This is a genomic window from Pseudaquabacterium terrae (assembly GCF_013266755.1).
GTDB lineage: Bacteria > Pseudomonadota > Gammaproteobacteria > Burkholderiales > Burkholderiaceae_C > Pseudaquabacterium > Pseudaquabacterium terrae.
Genome location: NZ_JABRWJ010000003.1, coordinates 160,379 through 180,481, shown reverse-complemented (window position 1 = coordinate 180,481; position 20,103 = coordinate 160,379). Strand labels below are relative to the sequence as shown.

The 20,103-nt window shown below is 70.1% G+C and carries 16 protein-coding genes; 9 read left to right on the top strand and 7 right to left on the bottom strand.

The genetic code is table 11. The features are described from left to right. Positions 1 to 7: 7 nt before the first annotated feature. Complete coding sequence (locus HLB44_RS09840; RefSeq protein WP_173122409.1) at positions 8 to 820, bottom strand: Ivy family c-type lysozyme inhibitor; 813 nt, start codon at positions 818 to 820, stop codon at positions 8 to 10. A 100-nt stretch (positions 821 to 920) separates the two neighbouring features. Between HLB44_RS09840 and HLB44_RS09835 the strand changes: the two genes are divergently transcribed. The 4 genes from HLB44_RS09835 (at position 921) to HLB44_RS09820 (ending at position 5,413) form a co-directional block, all read left to right on the top strand. Then, positions 921 to 1,487, top strand: a complete 567-nt coding sequence (locus HLB44_RS09835; protein WP_343051275.1) for a restriction endonuclease — start codon at positions 921 to 923, stop codon at positions 1,485 to 1,487. Positions 1,488 to 1,507: 20 nt separating this feature from the next. Further along, on the top strand, positions 1,508 to 1,849 hold the full coding sequence (locus HLB44_RS09830) for a hypothetical protein (RefSeq protein ID WP_173122408.1): 342 nt from the start codon (positions 1,508 to 1,510) through the stop codon (positions 1,847 to 1,849). A gap of 15 nt (positions 1,850 to 1,864) precedes the next feature. Then, positions 1,865 to 4,225: a CHASE domain-containing protein gene (locus HLB44_RS09825; protein ID WP_173122407.1), complete on the top strand. Its 2,361-nt coding sequence runs from the start codon at positions 1,865 to 1,867 to the stop codon at positions 4,223 to 4,225. Positions 4,226 to 4,303: 78 nt separating this feature from the next. Then, positions 4,304 to 5,413, top strand: coding sequence for an MBL fold metallo-hydrolase (locus tag HLB44_RS09820; RefSeq protein WP_173122406.1), 1,110 nt, complete (start codon positions 4,304 to 4,306; stop codon positions 5,411 to 5,413). On the opposite strand, the gene HLB44_RS09815 is transcribed toward HLB44_RS09820, so the two are convergent. Next, positions 5,379 to 6,047, bottom strand: a complete 669-nt coding sequence (locus HLB44_RS09815; RefSeq protein WP_173122405.1) for an FMN-binding negative transcriptional regulator — start codon at positions 6,045 to 6,047, stop codon at positions 5,379 to 5,381. The genes HLB44_RS09820 and HLB44_RS09815 overlap by 35 nt on opposite strands. Positions 6,048 to 6,255: 208 nt before the next feature. Here HLB44_RS09815 and HLB44_RS09810 point away from each other — a divergent pair, with 208 nt between their 5' ends. Beyond that, positions 6,256 to 8,850 (top strand): ATP-binding protein, encoded by a 2,595-nt coding sequence (locus HLB44_RS09810; protein WP_173122404.1) that lies wholly within the window; start codon positions 6,256 to 6,258, stop codon positions 8,848 to 8,850. On the opposite strand, the gene HLB44_RS09805 is transcribed toward HLB44_RS09810, so the two are convergent. The 3 genes from HLB44_RS09805 to HLB44_RS09795 all read right to left on the bottom strand — a co-directional run bounded on the left by HLB44_RS09805 (position 8,825) and on the right by HLB44_RS09795 (position 11,454). Then, entirely contained in the window at positions 8,825 to 9,433 is a 609-nt protein-coding gene (locus HLB44_RS09805; protein WP_173122403.1) for a hypothetical protein, read from the bottom strand. The genes HLB44_RS09810 and HLB44_RS09805 overlap by 26 nt on opposite strands. Positions 9,434 to 9,581: 148 nt before the next feature. Continuing rightward, on the bottom strand, positions 9,582 to 10,916 hold the full coding sequence (locus HLB44_RS09800) for a hypothetical protein (RefSeq protein ID WP_173122402.1): 1,335 nt from the start codon (positions 10,914 to 10,916) through the stop codon (positions 9,582 to 9,584). A gap of 247 nt (positions 10,917 to 11,163) precedes the next feature. Further along, positions 11,164 to 11,454: a YciI family protein gene (locus HLB44_RS09795; protein WP_173122932.1), complete on the bottom strand. Its 291-nt coding sequence runs from the start codon at positions 11,452 to 11,454 to the stop codon at positions 11,164 to 11,166. A gap of 39 nt (positions 11,455 to 11,493) precedes the next feature. On the opposite strand from HLB44_RS09795, the gene HLB44_RS09790 reads away from it, so the two are divergent. After that, positions 11,494 to 12,327: a 5'-3' exonuclease gene (locus HLB44_RS09790; RefSeq protein ID WP_173122401.1), complete on the top strand. Its 834-nt coding sequence runs from the start codon at positions 11,494 to 11,496 to the stop codon at positions 12,325 to 12,327. 67 nt (positions 12,328 to 12,394) lie between these two features. On the opposite strand, the gene HLB44_RS09785 is transcribed toward HLB44_RS09790, so the two are convergent. Further along, positions 12,395 to 14,185: a peptide ABC transporter substrate-binding protein gene (locus HLB44_RS09785; protein WP_217283601.1), complete on the bottom strand. Its 1,791-nt coding sequence runs from the start codon at positions 14,183 to 14,185 to the stop codon at positions 12,395 to 12,397. Positions 14,186 to 14,360: 175 nt separating this feature from the next. On the opposite strand from HLB44_RS09785, the gene HLB44_RS09780 reads away from it, so the two are divergent. Further along, positions 14,361 to 15,467: a patatin-like phospholipase family protein gene (locus HLB44_RS09780; protein WP_343051274.1), complete on the top strand. Its 1,107-nt coding sequence runs from the start codon at positions 14,361 to 14,363 to the stop codon at positions 15,465 to 15,467. An 82-nt stretch (positions 15,468 to 15,549) separates the two neighbouring features. Here the strand turns inward: HLB44_RS09780 and HLB44_RS09775 are convergent, their stop codons facing one another. Continuing rightward, positions 15,550 to 16,566 (bottom strand): ABC transporter substrate-binding protein, encoded by a 1,017-nt coding sequence (locus HLB44_RS09775; protein ID WP_173122399.1) that lies wholly within the window; start codon positions 16,564 to 16,566, stop codon positions 15,550 to 15,552. 274 nt (positions 16,567 to 16,840) lie between these two features. On the opposite strand from HLB44_RS09775, the gene HLB44_RS09770 reads away from it, so the two are divergent. Beyond that, a complete protein-coding gene (locus HLB44_RS09770; protein WP_173122398.1) occupies positions 16,841 to 18,910 on the top strand; it encodes a C2 family cysteine protease in 2,070 nt (689 codons plus the stop codon). 291 nt (positions 18,911 to 19,201) lie between these two features. Beyond that, complete coding sequence (locus tag HLB44_RS09765; protein ID WP_173122397.1) at positions 19,202 to 20,038, top strand: MBL fold metallo-hydrolase; 837 nt, start codon at positions 19,202 to 19,204, stop codon at positions 20,036 to 20,038. Positions 20,039 to 20,103: the final 65 nt, after the last annotated feature.

Below are 20,103 nucleotides of genomic sequence, written 5' to 3'. Positions count from 1 at the left end.
GCTCCCGTCACTTGCGAAACGCGGCCTTCCACAGCCGCTCGAGCTCGGCCGCAATGGGCGGCGGCGGCGCGCCGATCAGCGTCGAACGGCCGCGCTGAAAGACCTTGCCGACCACCTTCTGCGATGCCGCGGCATAGAGCACGACCATGCTGTTGTCGTAACAATCGTGGTTCTTGCAGACGCTGACGAGCTGGTACTCGGTGCCGGCAACCCGCACGGTCTCGACCGGCGGCGCCGGGCCGTCGAGCGTCATCAGCCACGGCTCCCTGGCCAGCGGGCCGAGCGCCTGTACGTACGCCCGCTTGAACTTCGCATCCTTCAGCAGGTCGGGCGGTCCGATCTGGATCGGCGCGGCCGTGCCCGGCGCCCGGTTGCGGTTCGGATCGCAATGCCGAACGCGCTGGCCCTTGAGTGCCGCCGGCAGCATCGCCATGACCTTCGGTCCACCCTCGACCGCGGCAAAGACGCCCGACGCGTTGCGGTAGAGCACGAAGACCAGCGCTTCGCCGCCTGCAACTTCGCTCGTCAATGCGGTCTCGAACTCCGGCGGTGCCGTGCCACGGAAGTAGGTCGGCACCGCCTTCACGTTGCGCCCGGTCAGCAGCGCCTTGCCCGCGTCCTGCACGACCAGCGAATCGCCGAGGTACTTCAGCTGGGGCAGCATGTAGTTCGAGCAGTCCGGCGCCAGCACACCGCCGTAGCGCTGCATCAGTTTGGCGTCGATCTTGCCCTGCGCCCAGGCCTCCGGCGCGGTGCCGAGCAGCAACAAGGCTATGCCGAGCAGCCGGTATTGCGGAGATGCCGTGCGGGGCGTGTTCATCGCGCTTCCTCTCGTGCTCGCCGTGGCGGCTTCATTGTGCTCACGCATTCGAACCGGACCGGCTGCAGGGCCGATACTGCGGCCCCCGGAGGACCTGCCCGTGAAGCTGAAGATGGCCCACAACTCGCTCTTCGCGATCCTGCTGCGATCGCGCTGGTGGGTGAGTTTCCTGATCGCCGCGGCGACCGCGCTGCTGGCGCGCCTGCTGCTGCCGAAGGACTACCAGTGGCTCGCCGTCTTCTCCGCGCTGCCGTTCATCGTCATCGGCGCGATCGCCGCGTGGAAGCAGCTGCAGCAGCCGAGCCCCGCGCGCGTGCAGGAGACGCTGCAGGCGATGGGCGCGATGCCGTGGGCGAAGTTCGCAGACACGCTGGAGCAGGCCTTTCGCGCCGACGGCCAGGAGGTCACGCGGCTGCCCGGGCCGAAGGCGGACTTCCAGTTGACCCGCGCCGGCAGCCTCACGCTCGTCAGCGGCCGGCGCTGGAAGGCGGCGCGCACTGGCGTCGAGCCGCTGCGCGAGCTGCAGGCGGCGATGGCCGCCAGCGGCGCGGCCTCGGGGCTCTACGTCGCGCTGGGCGAGCCGAGCGATGCGGCAATTGCCTTTGCACGCGAGAACGGGATCCAGATCCTGCGCGGCAATGATCTCGCGCGGCTGATGCGGCGCTGAGTGCGCTCTGACGCGTCGCCATGGCCCGCCGCCCCCGCGCGCCCCGGCTGTCGCACCACGTCTATGTGGTCGAGCTCTCGGATCGGGTCTGGAACGAACCGGCGTTTCGCAAGGCGAACCCCGACTGGCAGCTCGGCAAACCCTTCGTCTACGTCGGCATGACGGGGCTCGACCCCGACCTGCGTTTCGACCGCCACAAGGCCGGCATCCAGTCGAACCGCTTCGTCACGCTGTACGGCGTGCGGCTGCTGCCCGCGCTGTACGCGGTCTACAACCCGATGCCCTACGCGGCGGCGCAGGAGATGGAGGTGGAGCTGGCGATCGGGCTGCGCGAGGCCGGCTACGGCGTCTGGCAGGCCTGACAATTGCGCATGGCGATGAGCTCGACCCCTGGCACCGCCGCCCCGTCACGCCATCTGGCCGCCTGGATCGTGCTGCTGGCCGGCCTGGCGATTTCGGCGGCCGCCTTCTTCACCGTGCGCACGCTCGTCGAGCGCGAAGCGCGCCTGCGCTTCGAGGCGCTGGCCGGTGAAACCGCGGCGCTCATCCGTTCGCGCATCGAAGCCTACGACGCGGTGCTGTACGGCTTGCGGGCGCTGATGATGAGCCGCGACGACGTCAAGCGCGGCGACTTCAGGCGCTACGTCGAGACTCTGAACCTCGCGTCGTTCTATCCCGCGGTGGTGTCGGTCAACTACGCGCGCCGCGTGCAGCGCGCGGACAAGGCCGGCTTCGAGCTGCGGGTGCGCCAAGACACCAGCCGCGACGCCGCGGGCCATCCCGGCTTCGTCGTCTACCCACCGGGCGAGCGCGACGAGTACCTGGTGATCGAGTACATCGAGCCCTTCGACACGCCGGGCCGCAACGCCACCTTCGGCCGCGACGTCATCGCCGCAGACCACTCCGAGGATCGCATCCGCGCCACCGCGATGGCGCGCGACACCGGGCTGCCCTTCACCTCGGGCCGTCCGATCAACGATCCGCGCCTGCTGCGCGACGGCGTGCTGGGGATCCGGATGGCGGTGTACCGGCCGGGCCTGCCGGTGACCACGGTCGATCAGCGCCGCGCGGCCTACATCGGCTCGGTGGGTTATGCGGTCTCGGTGCCGGACCTGCTGCGCGGCGCGATCGAGCCCGCAAAACACGGCCGCATCGACGTGCGCCTGCACGACGTCGGCCCGACCGGCGCAGCGCCGCAAGCGCCGACGGCGGCGAACCTGCTGTTCGACAGCCGCCCGTCGCAGGCCGCTGGCGCGACTGAAGCGCCGCAGCATGCCGAAGCCGGCCTGCGCAGCGCCTCCGTCATCCGCGTCTCGGGCCGCCAATGGCTGATCGCATTCGACGATCGCGCCGGCCCCGAGCCGTCGGCACGCCTGCTGACCTGGGGTGCGTTGATTGCCGGCGCGACGATCAGCCTGCTGCTCTTCGCGACCATCCGCTCACTGGAGTCGTCGCGCCAGGCCGCGGTGCTGCGCGAGCGCCAGATCCAGCTCGCACAGCACCGCGACGAGCTCGAGCAGCAGGTGCGCGAACGCACCGCAGAGCTGCGGGTGGCCAAGGAGCGCGCCGAGGTGGCCAGTCAGGCGAAGAGCGCGTTCCTGGCCCGCATGAGCCACGAGCTGCGCACGCCCTTGAACGCGATCCTGGGCTACGCGCAACTGCTGAAGATGCGGCGTGACCTGAACGAGCGGCAGCTGCACGGCGTGCAGACGATGCAGCTCGCCGGCGAGCACCTGCTGCTGCTGATCAACGACATCCTCGACTTGGCGCGCATCGAGGCCGGCAAGGTCGAGCTGGCGCCGGGCGCCGTGCGGCTCGATGCCTTCCTGCGCGGAATCGTCGACATCGGCCGCGTGAAGGTGGACGAGAAGGGCCTCGACTTCCTGCTCGAGACCGATCCCGGCCTGCCGGCGGCGGTAATGGTCGACGAGCAGCGCTTGCGGCAGGTGCTGCTGAACCTGCTGGGCAACGCGGCCAAGTTCACCGACCAGGGCCGCGTGCGCCTGGGCGTCGAGTGCGGCGACGCGGCCGCTGCCGGCGCCGACGAGGCCCGCGTGCGCTTCGTCGTCGAGGACACCGGCGTCGGCATCCGCGCCGAGCACCTGCAGACGATCTTCCAGCCGTTCGAGCAGGTCGGCGATGTGCGCCGCCGCGCCGGCGGCACCGGCCTGGGTCTTGCGATCAGCCGCCAGCTGGTGCGGCTGATGGGCGGCGAGCTGCGCGTGGCGAGCGTCTTCGGCGCCGGCAGCTGCTTCGAGTTCGAGCTGTCGGTGCCGAACGGGGCGGAAGCGCCGGACAGCGCGCCGGAGGCGGAGGCGATCGTCGGCTACGAGGGGCAGCGCCGCACGCTGCTGATCGTCGACGACGTGCCGAGCAGCCGCCGGCTGTTGTCCGAGGTGCTGATGTCGGTCGGCTTCGCGGTGCGCGAAGTCGCCGACGGGCCGGCCGCGCTCGAGCCGGCGGCGCTGCGCGACGTCGATCTGGTCCTGATCAACATCCGGATGACGGGGCTCGACGGGCTGCAGGCCATCCACACACTGCGCGCGTCAGCCGGCGCCGGGGGCGTGCCGATCATCGCGGTGGCGGCAAGCGTCACCGGCGCGGAGCGTGCAGACAGCCTGGCCGCGGGCGCCGACGCGTTCCTGCAGCAGCCCGTCGACGGTGCCGCGCTGCTGCGTGCGATCGGCCAGCAGCTGGCGTTGGCGTGGCGCCTCGAGGGCCTGCGCAACACGGTCTGAACCAACCCGCGCTGACGCGTCGGATGCCGCTATGCCGCTGCGGCTTCGGTAGCATCAGGCGCGTGTTCGGAGCCCTGCATGAAGACCCGCAAGAAGGTGGTCGTGTGGTTGCTGTCACTTGCCGCGGCACTGGCGGTCGGGGCCTGGCTCGTGGTCCGACTGCCGTCGTTCGGAGGCGTGCCCGAAGGCGCTCGGCTCGAGCGCATGCGGCAGTCGAAACAGTTCCATGGCACGCGCTTCGAAAACACGCCGCCCTACGAGAGCAATCTCTCATTCGTCCGAGAGATGAAGTCGTACTTCGGCGATGAAGTGCGTGAGCCGCAGTTCGAGGTGCCGGTCGTGCGGCTGCCGGCCGAACAACTGGGCCGCCCAGTCGCGCCGGGCCTGCGGGCATGGTGGCTCGGGCATGCGAGTGTGTTGCTCGAGATCGACGGCGTGCGCATCCTCACCGACCCGGTGCTGTCCAGACGTGTATCGCCGTTCCAGTTCGCGGGGCCGGCCCGCCAGCATCCCGCGCCGCTCGCCATCGGCGAGCTGAAGAACGTCGACGCCGTCGTGATCTCGCACGACCACTTCGACCATCTCGACATGGACACGGTCCAGGCGTTGGGCCGGGGCGGCACGCATTTCTACGTCGGACTCGGGATCGGCGCGCACCTCGAGCGCTGGGAGGTGCCGGCGGCGCAGATCCACGAGATGGATTGGTGGGACTCGGCGCAGGTGCGCGGCGTCACGATCCATTGCACCCCGGCGCGTCACTACTCGGGTCGCAAGAGCATGAACAACTCGACGCTGTGGGCGTCGTGGCTGCTGAAAGGCCCGAACCACTCCGCCTACTTCAGTGGCGACACGGGCTATGCGGATCACTTCAAGGCGGTGCGCGAGCGGCTCGGCGCGCCGCAGCTGTCGATGATCAAGATCGGTGCCTACGGGGACACCTGGCTCGACATCCACATGAGCCCGGAGTCCGCGATCCAGGCGCACCGCGACCTGGATGCGGGCACCTTGCTGCCAGTGCACTGGGGAACCTTCAACCTGGCCTACCACGCATGGGACGAGCCGATGGTTCGCGCCGTGAAGGCGGCCAAGGCGCAGGGCGTTCAGATCGTGACGCCCCGGCCGGGCGAAAAGTTCGAGGTGGGCGCACCGTTCGTCAATCAGGCGTGGTACTCGAAGGCGGCGCGCTAAGTGTCGACGTGGCCTGCTGCGCCATTCCGTGGTGGCGCAGCATCGCGTTGGCCAACGCCAGCTGGCCGTACCGCGTCAGGCCGGCGATGCCGTCTTCGAGCACGCTGTCCGGGTCGCCCTGTCCGAGCTTGAACTGCACCTGCGTATCGAGGATGGTCGCCTTGAAAGGCACGATGGCGGTGACGAGCTGGTCGAAGCGTGGCCCCATCTCGTCGATCTGCCACGGGTTGGGATACGGGCCGTCCGCATGGCGGATCAGGGTCTCCAGCGCCTCGCGTGCGGCGCTGGCGCGGTCGTCCAGCGTGATCGCCACTTTGAAGTGCACGGCCTGGTAGTTCCAGGTCGGCGCGTACTTGCGCTCGCGCAGCCACGACGACGAGATGTAGCCCTGCGCACCGGAGAACGCGACCAGCGCCCGCTGCTCGCGCCGCACCAGTGCCAGCTGCGGGTTGAAGCGCGAGAAGTGCCCGATCAGCACGCCCGGCCCCGCTGAATCCCGTTGCAGCACGAGCGGCAGCGGCGAGGCCTGCAGGTCGCCATCCGCGGCGCTGATGACGAGCGCGAGCGGGTAGGCCGCGACCAGGCGGTCGATCTCGCTGTCGGCGGTCGGGCGGAAGATGTCCGGTGTGTTCATGTGCGTGGGTCGTGCCCTGCGTCGAAGAGGGCCGCGATGATACGGACCCGGCTCGAAGACGCCAGGTCCGGATCCGTGGCGTCCGCTATCGGCCCTTGGATCGGGCGCGGTCGGCGCCCGGGCGGTCAGCCGGCAAGGCGCTGGCGCCGGGCGGCCGGGGCACGGACTACACTGCCGCGAGCCGGCGCGACCGTTCCGCGCCGCCCCCATGCCCGAGCAAGCTGGCGCCTGCGTCTATCGATTCGCCCAGTTCGAGCTGCAGCCGGCCGAGCGCCGGTTGCTGATCGGAGGGGAGCCGGCCGTGCTCGCGCCACGCGCGTTCGACGTGCTGCTGGCACTCGTCGAGCGCGCCAACCACCTCGTCACGAAGGACGAGCTGTACGAGCGGGTGTGGCCCAGGCTCGTCGTCGAGGACAACAACCTGCAGCAGCAGATCGCGGCGTTGCGCCGCCTGCTCGGTGCCGACGCGATCAGCACGGTGACCGGCCGCGGCTATCGCTTCGAGCTGCAGCCGCAGCGGCTGGCGGAGCGTCCCGCGCCGACATCGGGCCCGAGCCGCCTGCCGCTGCAGCTGACGTCGTTCATCGGCCGCGAGCGCGAGATCGCCGAGGCCGCACGGCTGCTCGGCTCGTCGCGGCTGCTGACGCTGGTCGGCATGGGCGGCATCGGCAAGACGCGCCTGTCGCTGCGGCTGGCCGCCGATGCGGTGGACGCCGGCCCCGAGGGCGCCTGCTTCGTCGATCTCGCGCCGCTGCGCGATCCGTCGCTGGTCGCGAATCAGGTCGGGCAGGCGCTCGGTGTGCAGGAAGAGGCCGGGCGCCCGGTGTTGGGCACGCTGTGCGCGCACCTGCAGGCGCGCAGCCTGTTGATCGTGCTCGACAACTGCGAGCACCTGATCGGCGCCTGCGCGAGCCTGTGCGATGCGCTGCTGCGCGCCGCGCCGGGCCTGCGCATCGTCGCCACGAGCCGCGAACCGCTGCGTGTGCCCGGCGAGCAGCTCTATGCCCTGCTGCCGATGGGCGTCGAGCCGGGGGTCGGCACGGACGCGCTCGAGCCGGGCGACGCCGTGCGGCTGTTCATCGATCGCGCGCGGCTGCACAAGCCCGACTTCGTGCCCGGCGCGCGCGAGATGCCGCTGCTCACCGAGCTCTGCGCCCGCCTGGAAGGCATTCCGCTGGCGCTGGAGCTCGCCGCCGCGCGCATGCGCACGTTATCGATCGCCGACATCAATCACCGCCTGCGCGACCGCTTCAAGCTGCTCACCGACGGTGGCCGCGTGCTGGTCGAACGCCAGCGCACCATGCGCGCGCTGCTCGACTGGTCTTACGAGCTGCTGCCGCCCGATGAACGCGTGCTGTGCGAACGCCTGAGCGTGTTCGCCGGCGGTTTCGACCTGGCCGCCGCTGAAGGCGTCTGCGGCGACGCACCGCTGGCGCGCGAGGGCATCGTCGACCTGCTGTCGTCGCTCGTCGACAAGTCGCTGGTGCTGGCCGGGCAAGCCGCGCAAGGTTCGCAGTGGCGCGACCACACGCGCGACCCCACCCGATATCGCATGCTCGAGACGATGCGCGACTACGCGCGCGACAAGCTCGCGGCGCGCGCTGAAGGTGAACGTGAAGTCGAAGCGACTGCGCAGCGCCACTGCCATCACTTCCTCGCCGTCGCCAAGGCGGCGAACCAGGGCATTCGGGGTCCGCAGCAGGGGGCCTGGACCGAACGCGTCGAGCTCGAGCTCGACAACCTGCGCGGGGCCATCGCCTTCGCGCTCGCCGGCGGCGTCGACCCGATCATCGCGGTGAAGTTCGAGGTCGCGCTGCTGAAGTTCCGCCTGCTTCGCGGCCATGTCGGCGAGGGGCGCAAGGTGATCCACGCCGCGCTCGAGCTGCCCGCCGTGCGCGCCGCCGATGTCGCCCATGCACACGCGTTGTACGTGGCCGCCGGTCTCGCGGCGAACCAGGGCGAGTGCACGGAGGCGGCGCGGCTGCTGCAGGCGTGCCTGGCCCTGCGCCGCGGCTTCGGCAATCCCGTCGAAACCGCGGCGACCTTGTCGACGCTGGCGCTGGTTCGGCTGCAGGAGGGCGACGCGGTCCTTGCGCGCGAAGGCGAGGAAGCCGCGCTGGCGATATTTCGCGAGATCGGCGACCGGATCGGCGAGGCGATCGGCCTGCTTCACCTCGGCCAGATCGAGATGTTCGTCGACGACGACCGCCTGGCGCAGGATCGTTTCGAGGCCGGCCTGGCGATCGCGCGCGAGATCGACCACGCCGAAGTCCGCAGCGAGTGCGAGCGCATGTTGGGCGAGCTGGCGCTCGACCGCGGCGACGTCGCCGGCGCGAGGCTGCGCTTCGCGGCATCGTTGGCGGTTTGCCGGGATGCCGCAGACAAGCGCAACGAGGCGATCTCGCTGTGCTGCCTGGCGCGCACCGACCTCGCCGACGGCGACACCGCGCAGGCTCGCGGCAAGCTCGAGGCGGCGATGTGCGCGTTCAGGGGCTTCGACATGAAGCACGAGATGGTCGGGTGCATCGAGGACTTCGCCGCGCTGGCGCAGGCATCCGGGGACACCTGGCACGCCGTGCGCCTGTATGCGACGGCCTCCGCCGCGCGCGAGCGGCTGACGTTGACGCGCACGCCGCGCGCCGAGCGCCGGCTGCGTGGCGCGCTGGCGCTGGCTGCGAGCACGCTGGGCGAAGCCGACTTCCAGGATGCGATGCTGCAGGGCCGGGGCGCGCGGCTCGATGACGGCGTGCGCCAGGCGCTCGAGGCCGTGACGGGCGTCAGGCCGGGGCGCGGCGCGACCTGATCGCGGACCCCACGACGCCGCGTGCACGGAGCGCGGCCAGCGCCGCCAGCGCGGCCAAAGCGACCAGCGCCAATCCGAGGCCATCCGGCTCGGGAATGCGGAACACCGCTTCGGCCGTGGCGACCGCCAGCCCGCCCTTGAACAGCGTCACCACGTCGCCGCTGAAACTCAACGAGAAGGCGCCGTTGAAATCGGGGTTCGGGTCGCCGGCGATGACCACCGGGCCGATGATCGTGGAGTCCACTCCGGCCAGCTCGCCGAGCAGCACGTCGATGCCCGTCACGGCGGTCGTGCTCGGCAGGAACGCGCCATACGTGAACGTGATCGTGTCGGCGGTGTCGGGAAGATCGGTCAGCGTGACCGACGCGTAGAGCCAGTTGACCGAGCACGGCGCGCCATCGTTGGCCTTGAATCCATCCGAGGCGAGGCAGGCGGGGTCGACGTAGAACGTGGCGACGCCGAAGAAATCGAGCGGATCGAAGGTGCCGACGTAGATGGCGGCCTGCGCCGGCACGCCTGAGGCGGCGGCCGCGGCGGCGAGCGTGAAACGCGCGATCCAGCTGCGCAGGTGCGTACCGAGCATGGCCGGGCTCCCGGAGTAGATGCACGCACGCCGCCCGAGCGGCGCAGGTGTGCGGCCGATCATAGCGCCGGGGTTTGTCCGCGGGGCCCCCGCACCTCGGCGGGATCCGCCGCGACAGCCGCCCCCGAGCGCGCGCGCATGCGGTCGGTCAGCACGGCAGGGGCACCGCGGCGTCGCGCGTCCGCCGCACCCGGCAGTCCATCGCGCGCAGGCGGTCGATCAGCGCGGCCAGGTCGGGCCCGCCGATGCGCGCGAGCATCTCACCCTCGGAGATGCTGCGCCGGTGCGGCTGGCCGAGCGCCTGCTGCACGGCCAGCAGGTCGCGCCGGCACGCGTTCAGGATCACCTCGGTGCTTCGGCGAATGCGCTCGGCGGTGGCGACCGGCGTCGGCGCCGACGAGGTGACCGCCGACGCGATGGCGTCGATCGGCGGCAGCGCCTGCAGCGTCTGCACGTCGCCATGCTCGCGCAGCAGCGCAGCGAGGACCTTCCGGATGCAATGCAGGATGCTCGCCTCGTCGCGCCACTGCGACGGGGTCACGTAGCTGCGCCGCAGCGCCTGGCCCAGCACCGACTGCAGCGCAGGCTCGACCGCGCTGCCTTCGGCGATGCGGCCGCGGTGCAGGGCGAGCAGCGCCGATGCCGTCAACGCCTGACCGAGCTTGACCAGCAGCTCGATGCGCGACGAGGCCTGCATGTAGGCATAGAAACGATCCCAGTCGCCGATCAGGTCGAGCACGCGCTGCACCTCGACCGAGTCGACGTCGCCGTCGTAGCCGCCGTTCATCATGACGTCGAAGAACTCGCCGATCAGCCTGGCGCTGGCCGGGCAGACACAGTCGCGCGGCGAGATCAGCACGCCCGACGCATCGGCCAGCTCGTAGAGGCGTTGCCCGCTCATCGGGGCCGGGTCGAGGCACGTCATGTCGCCGCGGGTCATCGTCTGCCGCACGAGCATGAAAGGCGCCGTGGCGAGCATGTAGAACGCCGTCTCCAGCGGCCCGAGCTCGCCCTCGTGAACCGGCCGGTCGCGGCGCCGCGTCAGGTAGGCCGGCAGGCCCACCGAGAACTTCGAGAACAGGTAGGCCTGGACGAGGTTGAAGCGCGGGCTGGGCAGGCGCCGGTGCGCGATGTACCTGTCGCGCAGCACCGTCGTCAGCCGGTACCCGTCCTTGGCGTGCGGCATGATCAGCCGCAGGCTGCTGACGTTCATTTGCAGGCCGCGGCGCGAATCCGCGAACTTGCACGTCTCGTATTGGTTCTGCGTGATCTGCCGGTAGGGGTGCGGGCCGGCGTTGTCCTCCCCGATCTGACGCCCGACTCGATTCTGCAGCGACGAGATCCCGGCCCAGGCGTCGTACTCGAACTCCATGTTCTCCCGCCGGTACGGCGGCGGATGTTTCATCGAATACGCCCTCAGTGCCAACCGGTGCAGCGTCGGATGACGCTTGACGCAGGCCATCACTTCTGCGGTCAGGTTCATGGGGGACTCCAAGTCGACGGTTGGGCGGACCGACGCGAGCTGAAAGCCTTCGACGCGCGGCGGCGAGGGGGTGCAGCAAGCGCCGCCCGCCTCGCGCGCAGCGTCTGGTGCACCTCGATGGCCAGTGTCGAGATGGCCGCGGCGCGGCGTCCTTAGAGCGGCCTGAATTCGGGCTGAATTCGCGGTGCCGGGGACCGAGGCGATGCGGGAAGGCTGATCAGGTCGACCGGCCGTGACGGCCGGCGCGTCAAAGCAGCTTGAAGACCTCGGCCCCGGGCGCCGTCATGCTCGGCGTGAACTCGACGATCTCGAACGTCGCTGCGTCGTGGGCGACGAACGGGTCGTCGAGCATGGCGGCGCGCAGTGCATCGGCGTTGCCTGAGCGGGCCAGAATCACGCCGCCCGAGCGCGGCACGCGGCGTCCCGATGCGATGAACAGGCCGCTGGCGTAGTGGCCCTTGAGCCAGGCCACGTGTTTGCTCATCAGGCGATCGATCTCGGCCAAGGGCTTCTGATAGGTGAGCAAGACGATGAACATGATTGCGCAGCGGGGTGCGGGATCCCTTCCCGTTCGACCATGATCGTCCATCTGATCGACGGCACTTACGAGCTCTTCCGGCAGTTCTACGGGCTGCAGCGCATACCCGAAGCGAAACGGCGCCGCTGGGATGCAGCGGTGGGCGTGCTGCAGTCGATCCTCGAGATGATCGAGCAGGATGCAACGCACCTCGGGGTGGCGACCGACCACGTCATCGAGTCGTTTCGCAATGCGCTCTGGCCCGGCTACAAGACCGGAGCGGGCATCGACCCGGCGCTGTTCGCGCAGTTTCGCCCTCTGGAGGAAGGGCTGGTCGCGATGGGCGTGGCCGCCTGGCCGATGACCGAGCTCGAGGCCGACGACGCGTTGGCATCGGCGGCGAAGCTCGCAGCCGCCGATCCGGCGGTGCAGAAGGTATGCCTGTGGACGCCCGACAAGGACCTCGCCCAGTGCGTCGTCGGTGACCGGGTCGTGCAGGTCGACCGGAAGGCGAAGGCCATTCGCGACGCCAGTGCGGTGAAGGCAAAGTTCGGCGTGGAGCCGGCGCTGATCGCGGACTGGCTCGCGCTCGTCGGCGACGCAGCGGACGGTTATCCGGGAATCCCCGGGATCGGCCGGATCGGGGCGGCGCGCCTGCTGAATCAACACGGTCCGATCGAGGCATTTCCACCGGCACTGCTGGGCGGGCGCCTGGAGCAGGCGCTGCTCTTCAAACGGCTGGCGACGCTGCGAACCGACGCTGCGCTGTTCGACAGCGTCGAGGTGCTGCGCTGGAACGGGCCGACCGAACGATTCGCCGCGTGGACCGAACTGGCGCAGGCGCCCAAGCTGCTGGAGCGGTCTCGTCAGGCAGCGCTCAAAGCCACCAGGTAGGTGGCGCCGCAAGAACGGGCGCGGACATCCTGCTGCGTGCGGATCGGGTCATCGAATAGCGGACACGTCAGCCGCGGTACCAGTCGTGCACGCTGGCCGCCTCGCTGCCCCAGCCGCCGATCGAGGCCTGCAGCGAGTTGGCCAGCGCCGTCGGCTTCGGCCGCACGACGATCGGCACGATGGCGTGGTCGTTGCAGACGATGTCGTTCAGGCGGATCAGCAGCGCCGCGCGCTTGACGGGGTCGACCTCGCCCTCGGCGGCGCGGAACGTGCGGTCGTAGTCGTCGTTGCGCCAGCGCGTGATGTTGCGGCCGTTCCACTTGTTGGCCTTCGATGCCACCAGCCACGAGCAGAACAGCTCCATGAAGCGCCCCGGGTCGGGCCCGGCGCGCGTCACCGTGAACATCTGCAGGTCGGCGTAGAACTTGGTGTTGGTGTCCGGATTGGCGATGTCGCCGCCGAAGAACACCGCCGGCGTCACCGCCTTGAGCTCCATCTCGATGCCGGCGGCCTGCGCCGAGTGCTTGATGATCGCCTGCGTCTTCTGGCGCGGCGCGCTGGCGGAGGTCTGGAACAGCATCTTCAGCCGCTGCCCGCCCTTGGCGCGCACGCCATCGCCGCCGCGCACCCAGCCGCCGGCATCGAGCAGCGCATTGGCCTTCGCCAGGTCGAAGCCCGGACCGGCGCGGCGTGAGTTGAACGCCGCCGGGTTGTTCAGGAAGTTCGACGTCGGCACGCCGGCGCGGCCGTAGATGACGCGCTGGATCGCGTCGCGGTCGACCAGGTGCGCCAGCGCTTCGCGCACCGCCGGATCGAGCAGGAACGGATGCCGCGTCGACGGGTGCGACCGTTCGCCGTCGACCTCCTTCCACGGGTCGGCATGGTTCAGCAGCAGGTACTCGATGTCGCCGCCCGGCGCGAAGTCCATGCGCCCGCGGCCGCCGCGTTCGATGCGCGTTAGCACGTCATCCTCGACCTGCAGGTTCCAGCCGACGTCGTAGTCGCCCGACTGCATCACCGCGCGCGCGGCCGACACGGCGTCACCGCCGCCCTTGATCTCGAAGGCATCGAAGTGCGGGCGGTTCGGCAGGTGGTAGGCCGGGTTCAACTCGCCGCGCAGCATGTCGCCGGGGCGGAACTCGACGAAACGATAGGGCCCGGTGCCGACCGGCTTGAAGTTCGCCGGCGCGTCGCGCGACTTCGCGCCGATGTAGGGCGCGAAGTGCTTGTGCGGCAGCACGACCGAGAGCACGAAGGCTTCGGCCCAGGCCGGCGTCGGCTTGTCGAACTCCAGCCGCACGGTGTGGGTGTCGAGCTTGCGCACCAGCTTCACCGGGGCATAGGTGCCGAACGTGAACGCGCCGGTATCGGGATGGCGCGTGAACTCCCAGGTCGTCACGACGTCGTCGGCGGTGAACGGTTCGCCGTCGTGCCAGGTGACGCCGCGCTTGAGCTTCCAGGTCACCGAGAGTCCGTCGCGCGCGACGCCGCCGTTGGCCAGCGTCGGGACCTCCGCCGCGAGCAGCGCTTCGAGGTTGCCCTCGCGGTCGTAGCGCGCCAGCGGCTCGCAGAACATGCGCGCGCCGAAGGTGTCCTTGGCGCCGCTGCCGAAGTGCTGGTTCAGGTGGGTCGGCCCCTGCCACATCAGGATGCGCAGCACGCCGCCGCCGCCGCGCCGCGTCGGCTTGTAGACGAAGGGCGACTGCGCCCGCGCCGGCCCGGCTTGCGCCAGCAGCGCCGCCGCCAGCGGCAGCGGCACGCCGGCGGCGATCAGCTGGGCGATGAAGCGGCGGCGCGGCAGCGCACCCGCGGCGACGGCACGCAGCGCGGCGCGCAACTGGTCTTCGTGCACCGACATCCGCCCCTCCGGTCGCAGGCCGGGCGCCCGCGCCATGGCATTGGACGCGCGTGCGGGGCGGCGCGCCCATCACCTTCATTCGCACAGTGCCTTTGCGATGGCTGGCCGAGACCATAGGGAAAACCCCATACTGCCCCGCTGTTGCAAGGCTTCCTGCCGAAGCAAAGGAGATTCCTTGAACGACACGGCCTCGATCGACCGCCAGTTCCTGCGCCCGCCCATCGCCAGCGTCCCGCGCCCCGCGGCGCTGCCGACCTGGTGGAACCGCCTGCGCAACCCGCCGGCGCGCATCAACCTGGCGCTGCAGGGCGGCGGCGCCCACGGCGCATTCACCTGGGGCGTGCTCGACGCGCTGCTGGCCGATCCACGCATCCACATCGAGGGCCTGAGCGGCAGCAGCGCGGGCGCGATGAATGCGGTGGTGATGGCCGACGGCTGGGGCAAGGGCGGGCGCGAAGGCGCGCGCGAGGCACTGGCCGAGTTCTGGGCCGAGGTCGGCCGGCAGCTGCCGGCCGGCATGGTGACGCAGGGCGAAAGCGACGCCATCGACCTGTCGCCGGCCAGCAAGCTGCTGGCCAGCTGGGCCGGCTACTTTTCACCGGCGCAGCTCAACCCCTTCGACCTGAACCCCTTGCGCGTCCTGCTCGAGCGGCGCGTCGACTTCGAGCGCCTGCGCGCAGCCAGCCCGTTCAAGCTCTTCATCGGTGCGACGCAGGCCAGCAACGGCAAGCTGCGGGTGTTTCGCGAACACGAGCTCACGGTCGACGCGCTGCTCGCCTCGGCCTGCCTGCCGAAGATCCACCACGCGGTGGAGATCGACGGCGAAGCCTACTGGGACGGCGGCTACTCGGCGAACCCGGCGATCTTTCCGCTGTTCTACGACTGCACGGCGCGCGACGTGCTGCTGGTGCTGCTGAGCCCGCTGAAGCGTGAAGGCACGCCGCGGAGCATCGAGGACATCGAAGCGCGCATCGTCGAGCTCGCCTTCAGTGCCCACTTCATGCGCGAGATGCGCACCTTCGCGCAGGCCACCGCGTTTGCGCGGCCGAGCTTCCTGACCCGCGGCCGGCTCGAGCGCCGGCTGCAGCAGATGCGCTTTCACATGATCGATTCGAACGACCTGCCGAGCCTGCAGCGAACCGATACCAAGCGCCTGGCCTATGGCCCGTTCCTCGAGCGGCTGTGTGCCCAGGGGCGCGAACGGGCGGCGGCGTGGCTCGTCAATGACGCGTCCGGCATCGGGCGACGCTCGACCATCGACGTGCACGAACGTTTTGGCTGAGACAAGCATTGAACCCCCGCGCGCCGCCGCCGTCCGGCTCGATGCCTTCCTGAGCCACTCAGCTGGACGACGCGCGATGGCGTCACTCGACCACGCGGTCGGCGCGCATCAGCATGGTCGGCGGGATAGTCAGCCCAAGCATTCTTGCTGTTTTCTGATTGACGACCAGGTCGAACCTCAACGGCAGCTCGATCGGCATTTCCGCGGGCTTCGCACCCCGCAGGATCTTGTCCACTTGCGCGAGGCTCTGCAGGACGGTGGCCGACACGTCCGAACCGTAGGAAAGAAGCCCGCCCTCATCGACGAAGAAACTTTCGATGAATGCGCTGGGCAGGCGGCTGCGGTTGGCGAAGTCGATGATCCGCCTGCGCTCTCGGACAATCAGCGGCGAGGCGGACACCAAGAGCGCCTGCGCGCCGGAGGCGGTGATTGCGGTGAAGGCCGCATCAAGATCCTTGGCCTCGTCCACGAAGTGGCTGCTCAGATCGAAGCCGACTTTACGCGCCTCCGATACCGCCCTGTCCCTATCCGGCTTCCAGACCCCGCCATCGACTGTCGCGTAGATCACCGTTCCCGGATCGATCGCGGCGAGGCGCTTTGCGCCGGGCAGGATCTCGCGGAGAAGTTCGAGGCGCTTGAGATACACCCCGAAGCCCGCGGTCGAGGCGACGCCGGTTACGTTGCCGCCAGGTCGCGCGAACGAGGCGCCGAGGCCGAGTTCCAGGGGTGCGGCTACCCGGACGAAGACGATCGGGATCGGTCTCGTCGCGCGCGCGGCAGCGACCGCCGCCGGCGGACTTATCGCCCAGATCACATCCACCTTTTTGCGGACCAGCTCGGCGGCGAGTTTGGGCAGCCGCTCGGTCGACCCGGCGCTGTTGGCGCGTTCGACGATCAGTGTCTTCCCTTCAATCCAGCCAAGCTCTTGAAGGCGCTTAGTGGGTGCGCTCGAAGCGATCTGCTCAAGGGTTGGTGCTGGGAGATCGTTCAGAATCCCGAGCACGGGGAGCCGCCTCTGGGCCTGCGTCGTGGCTATGCCCGGCACCGCAAGCAGTGCGCTCGCGGCAATCAGGAACCGCCTGCGCCCCACTACGCTCATTGCTACCCTCCCTTCGAGCCGAGCGGTTCGATCACTCTGCTCTCGGACACCGCAGGGTGTCAACGCCACGGGCAGCTTTCTGGACAGCTGCGGCGCGGCCGCGCCCCCACCAAGCCGCTGCGATGGAACGGGCGGCCAATGAAGACCACTTCACCCGAGGGTTGTTGATCACGACGGGACGCGCAGGGCCATAGTCGGCAGCCCCGTGCAACGCTCGAATGCGCGGCGCGCGGGCACCTGAGTGCCCATCAACAGCAACACCCGGAGGCAACCCATGCCCACCACGAAGGTCGAGGTTCTCGAGCCGCATGCGCGCCACATCGGCAGCGCGATGCTGGTCATCACCGCGGACAGCAGCTGGGCCGTCGGCACGACGATGGCCAATGCCGTGAAAGTCTCGCTCCCCGGGGTGCCGTCGATCGACGACTCCACCTTCGGCTACTCGGCGGTGGCGGTGGAGAAGGACGGCGCGGGCTACAAGCTCTTCGTGCGCAATGACGAGGACGAGGACCAGGTGCTGGAGGTGCGGCTGGACAGCACCGGCCGCGCCGATGCCGCGACGCTGGCGCTGCTGCAGGGCGCCTCGCTCTACGCCGCCGAAGAGCAGTACAAGGTCGACCTGAACGACAGCGGCGGCTTCGGCCAGGGTGACGTGCTGCTGCAGGGCGGCGCGGCGAACCTGTACGTCAACGAGCTGGGGCACTACCGCATCGGCGTCGACAGCGCGTCGGCCACGCTGATGGTCGGCGCCGCGCCGCTCGACGACCAGCTGCTGCCGGCGGGCTGGGAGATCGTCGAGGCCGTGCCGACGGCCGGCGGCGGTTGGCGTGTGTTTGCGCAGGACCCGCAGGGCAACGTGTTTGATGCCAGCTTCGACGCTGGCGGCGCGTTCTCCGGCGGCAGCGTCCTGGGCGGGGCGGCGCTGGACGCGGTGGAGGCTGGGCTGGGCCTCGACATCGACGGCGACAACGACCTCGCGGCGCCGGCCGGCTGGACCAGCGTGATCCAGACGCCGTCACTGCGCACGGCGATCGACCAGGCGCTGGCCCCGCCGCCCGGCCAATTGGCGGCCCCCGGCGCCAACGCCGCCGTGATCTTGGCCGATGCGCCGAACACGATGACCCATGCCGAACTGGTGGCGCTGCTGCGCGGCGTCGTCACGTCGCACCAGGCCAACGGCAATGCGCCGATCACTGCACAGGAAGTGGCCGACCTGCAGGCGCTGGCCGCGCGCGGCGCAGCGGCATTTGCCGGCAACGGCGCGGCCGCTGACTATCTGAGTTATGTGTTCGCGCGCCTCGTCGAAGGCTCGGACGCCAACCGCTTCTACCAGGGCGGCAATGCGCAGCGCAGCGAGCTGGGCAGCCTGGCGGCCGGCGCCTCGCCCGAGCTGCTGGACAAGCTGATCCAGAAGTGGCTGCTGGGCGGCGACCTGCCCGGCGCCAGCACAGCGGGCGACAGCGCCACCGGTGCGGCGAAGTCGGTGGTCGCGGCGTATGCCAAGTCCAGCGGCGCGCTGTTCGTCGACGGCATCGCCGTGTCCGACGTCAACCAGGGCACGGCCGGCGACTGCTACCTCATTGCCGCGATGGGTGGCCTCGCGGTGACGAAGCCCACGGCCCTGCAAGAGTTGTTCGTCGAGAACACCGCGGTGGGCGACGTGCGCACCTGGGGCGTGCGCTTCTTCGACGCCAACGGCAAGGCCCATTGGGTGACGGTGAATGACATGCTGCCGGTGCCCGAGGCCGGTGGGACGACGCTGGCCTATGCCGGCTCGGCCAACAAGGCCCTGAACGGCGAGATCTGGGTGCCGCTGCTGGAGAAGGCCTATGCACAGGCCAACACGCTGGGCATCCTGCCGCGGGCCGAGAGCACGGGTTTCAACACCTACGCGGCGATCGAGGGCGGGCAGGGCGATCCGCTGGGCGCGTTGGTGCAGAGCAAGGTGATCGCGGTCAGCAACCCCGGCACGAGTTTCGGCAACAACGGCTACCTGGTGACGGTGCCGATGGACCGCACCAACCCCGAGGTGCGTGCGCAGCTGGAGGCGGCGATGGCCAGCGTGATCAACGCCGGCAAGGTGGTCTGGCTGGGTGTCAATGACACCGTGAAGGACGGTTTCGACAACCAGCTGCTGGTGGGCAGCCACGCCCACTTCATCGTCGACGCCGACCCGAACAACCCGAACAACACCGACGTGCTGGTCTACAACCCCTGGGGCCTCTCGACCTTGCCGACCCCGCCGGGGCCGGCGCCGGGCAACTTCGTCAGCCCCGCGACCTACACCATCGCGCAGCTGGTGGGCATTGCCGGGCTGGACTTCATGGTGCTGGAAGGCGGTTGACGCGGCGGGGCGGCGCTACACGCGGTGCTGCCGCGTTGGTGATTCACGCGGTGCTGCCACGTTGGTGATTCACGCGGTGCTGCCGCGTCGGTGATTCACGCGGCGCTGCCGCCGGCCGGCCTCGCAACGGGCCATCCGGATGGCCCGCCGCATTGCCCGCCGATGGCCCACACGGGCGATTCCGAACGAAGCGCGCGCCGGCACGATGTCTTCCCAGACACCTGCCGGCGCCGCGGCGCCGCCGGCAAACCCAGTGCCATCGCGCCCGCCGTGCTTCGAGGACCGTGAGCCATGACCGTGACCCCCCATCCCGCCGCTCCTGCCGCCAGCCCCGAGCTGATCGCGCCGGACACCTGGCTGATCCCCCATCTCGTGCCCGCCGGCGAAGGCCTGCTGCTGCCCGTCAATTCGATGGTCATCCGCGGGCGCGAGCCGGTGATCGTCGACACCGGCGCGCCGGCGCACCGCGCCAGCTGGCTCGACAAGGCGTTCTCGGTCGTCGAGCCTGAGGACGTGCGCTGGATCTTCCTGTCGCACGACGACGGGGACCACACCGGCGCGCTGTTCGACGTGCTGGAGCGCTGCCCGCAGGCCACGCTGGTGACCAACTGGTTCAGCGTCGAGCGGCTCGCGCTGGAGAAGCCGGCGCTGCCGCTGCACCGCATGCGCTGGATCGAGCCCGGCGGCAGCTTCGACGCCGGCGACCGCGTGCTGCAGCTGTTCCGCCCGCCGGTCTTCGACGGCCCCACGTCGCGCGGCCTGTTCGACCCGAAGAGCGGCGCGATGTGGATCGTCGATTCGTTCGCCTGCCTGACGCCCGGCTCGCTGGACGCGCGCGAGCTGCCGGCCGAGCTGCTGGCGAACTGCATGCCGGCGCTGAACAGCGCCGTGTCGCCGTGGCACGCGTGGCTCGACCCGCAGGTCTACGGAAGGCACGTCGACGCGGTGGAGGGCTACGGGGCGCGCACGGTCGCCTCGGCCCACGGGCCGGTGCTGCGGGGGGAGACGCTGGACGACGCGTTTGACCGGCTGCGGCAGATGGCGGGTGCGTCGATCATTCCGACGCCGGGGCAGGGGCTGTTGGATCAGATGTTGGTGGCGGTGATGGGGGAGGGTGTCGCAGCGTAACGCGGCGCTGGTCTGACTGGCGCCGCTCTCGCGCGCGAAAGGGCAGAGACGGATGGGGAGGTAGG

Bases quoted from the DNA above. Each gene is read 5' to 3' on its own strand.
- HLB44_RS09825 (WP_173122407.1), top strand. From the start codon at position 1,865: ATGAGCTCGACCCCTGGCACCGCCGCCCCGTCACGCCATCTGGCCGCC.
- HLB44_RS09810 (WP_173122404.1), top strand. From the start codon at position 6,256: ATGCCCGAGCAAGCTGGCGCCTGCGTCTATCGATTCGCCCAGTTCGAG.
- HLB44_RS09770 (WP_173122398.1), top strand. From the start codon at position 16,841: ATGCCCACCACGAAGGTCGAGGTTCTCGAGCCGCATGCGCGCCACATC.
- HLB44_RS09785 (WP_217283601.1), bottom strand. From the start codon at position 14,185: ATGTCGGTGCACGAAGACCAGTTGCGCGCCGCGCTGCGTGCCGTCGCC.
- HLB44_RS09840 (WP_173122409.1), bottom strand. From the start codon at position 820: ATGAACACGCCCCGCACGGCATCTCCGCAATACCGGCTGCTCGGCATA.
- HLB44_RS09820 (WP_173122406.1), top strand. From the start codon at position 4,304: ATGAAGACCCGCAAGAAGGTGGTCGTGTGGTTGCTGTCACTTGCCGCG.
- HLB44_RS09790 (WP_173122401.1), top strand. From the start codon at position 11,494: ATGATCGTCCATCTGATCGACGGCACTTACGAGCTCTTCCGGCAGTTC.
- HLB44_RS09830 (WP_173122408.1), top strand. From the start codon at position 1,508: ATGGCCCGCCGCCCCCGCGCGCCCCGGCTGTCGCACCACGTCTATGTG.
- HLB44_RS09805 (WP_173122403.1), bottom strand. From the start codon at position 9,433: ATGCTCGGTACGCACCTGCGCAGCTGGATCGCGCGTTTCACGCTCGCC.
- HLB44_RS09800 (WP_173122402.1), bottom strand. From the start codon at position 10,916: ATGAACCTGACCGCAGAAGTGATGGCCTGCGTCAAGCGTCATCCGACG.
- HLB44_RS09795 (WP_173122932.1), bottom strand. From the start codon at position 11,454: ATGTTCATCGTCTTGCTCACCTATCAGAAGCCCTTGGCCGAGATCGAT.
- HLB44_RS09815 (WP_173122405.1), bottom strand. From the start codon at position 6,047: ATGAACACACCGGACATCTTCCGCCCGACCGCCGACAGCGAGATCGAC.
- HLB44_RS09765 (WP_173122397.1), top strand. From the start codon at position 19,202: ATGACCGTGACCCCCCATCCCGCCGCTCCTGCCGCCAGCCCCGAGCTG.
- HLB44_RS09775 (WP_173122399.1), bottom strand. From the start codon at position 16,566: ATGAGCGTAGTGGGGCGCAGGCGGTTCCTGATTGCCGCGAGCGCACTG.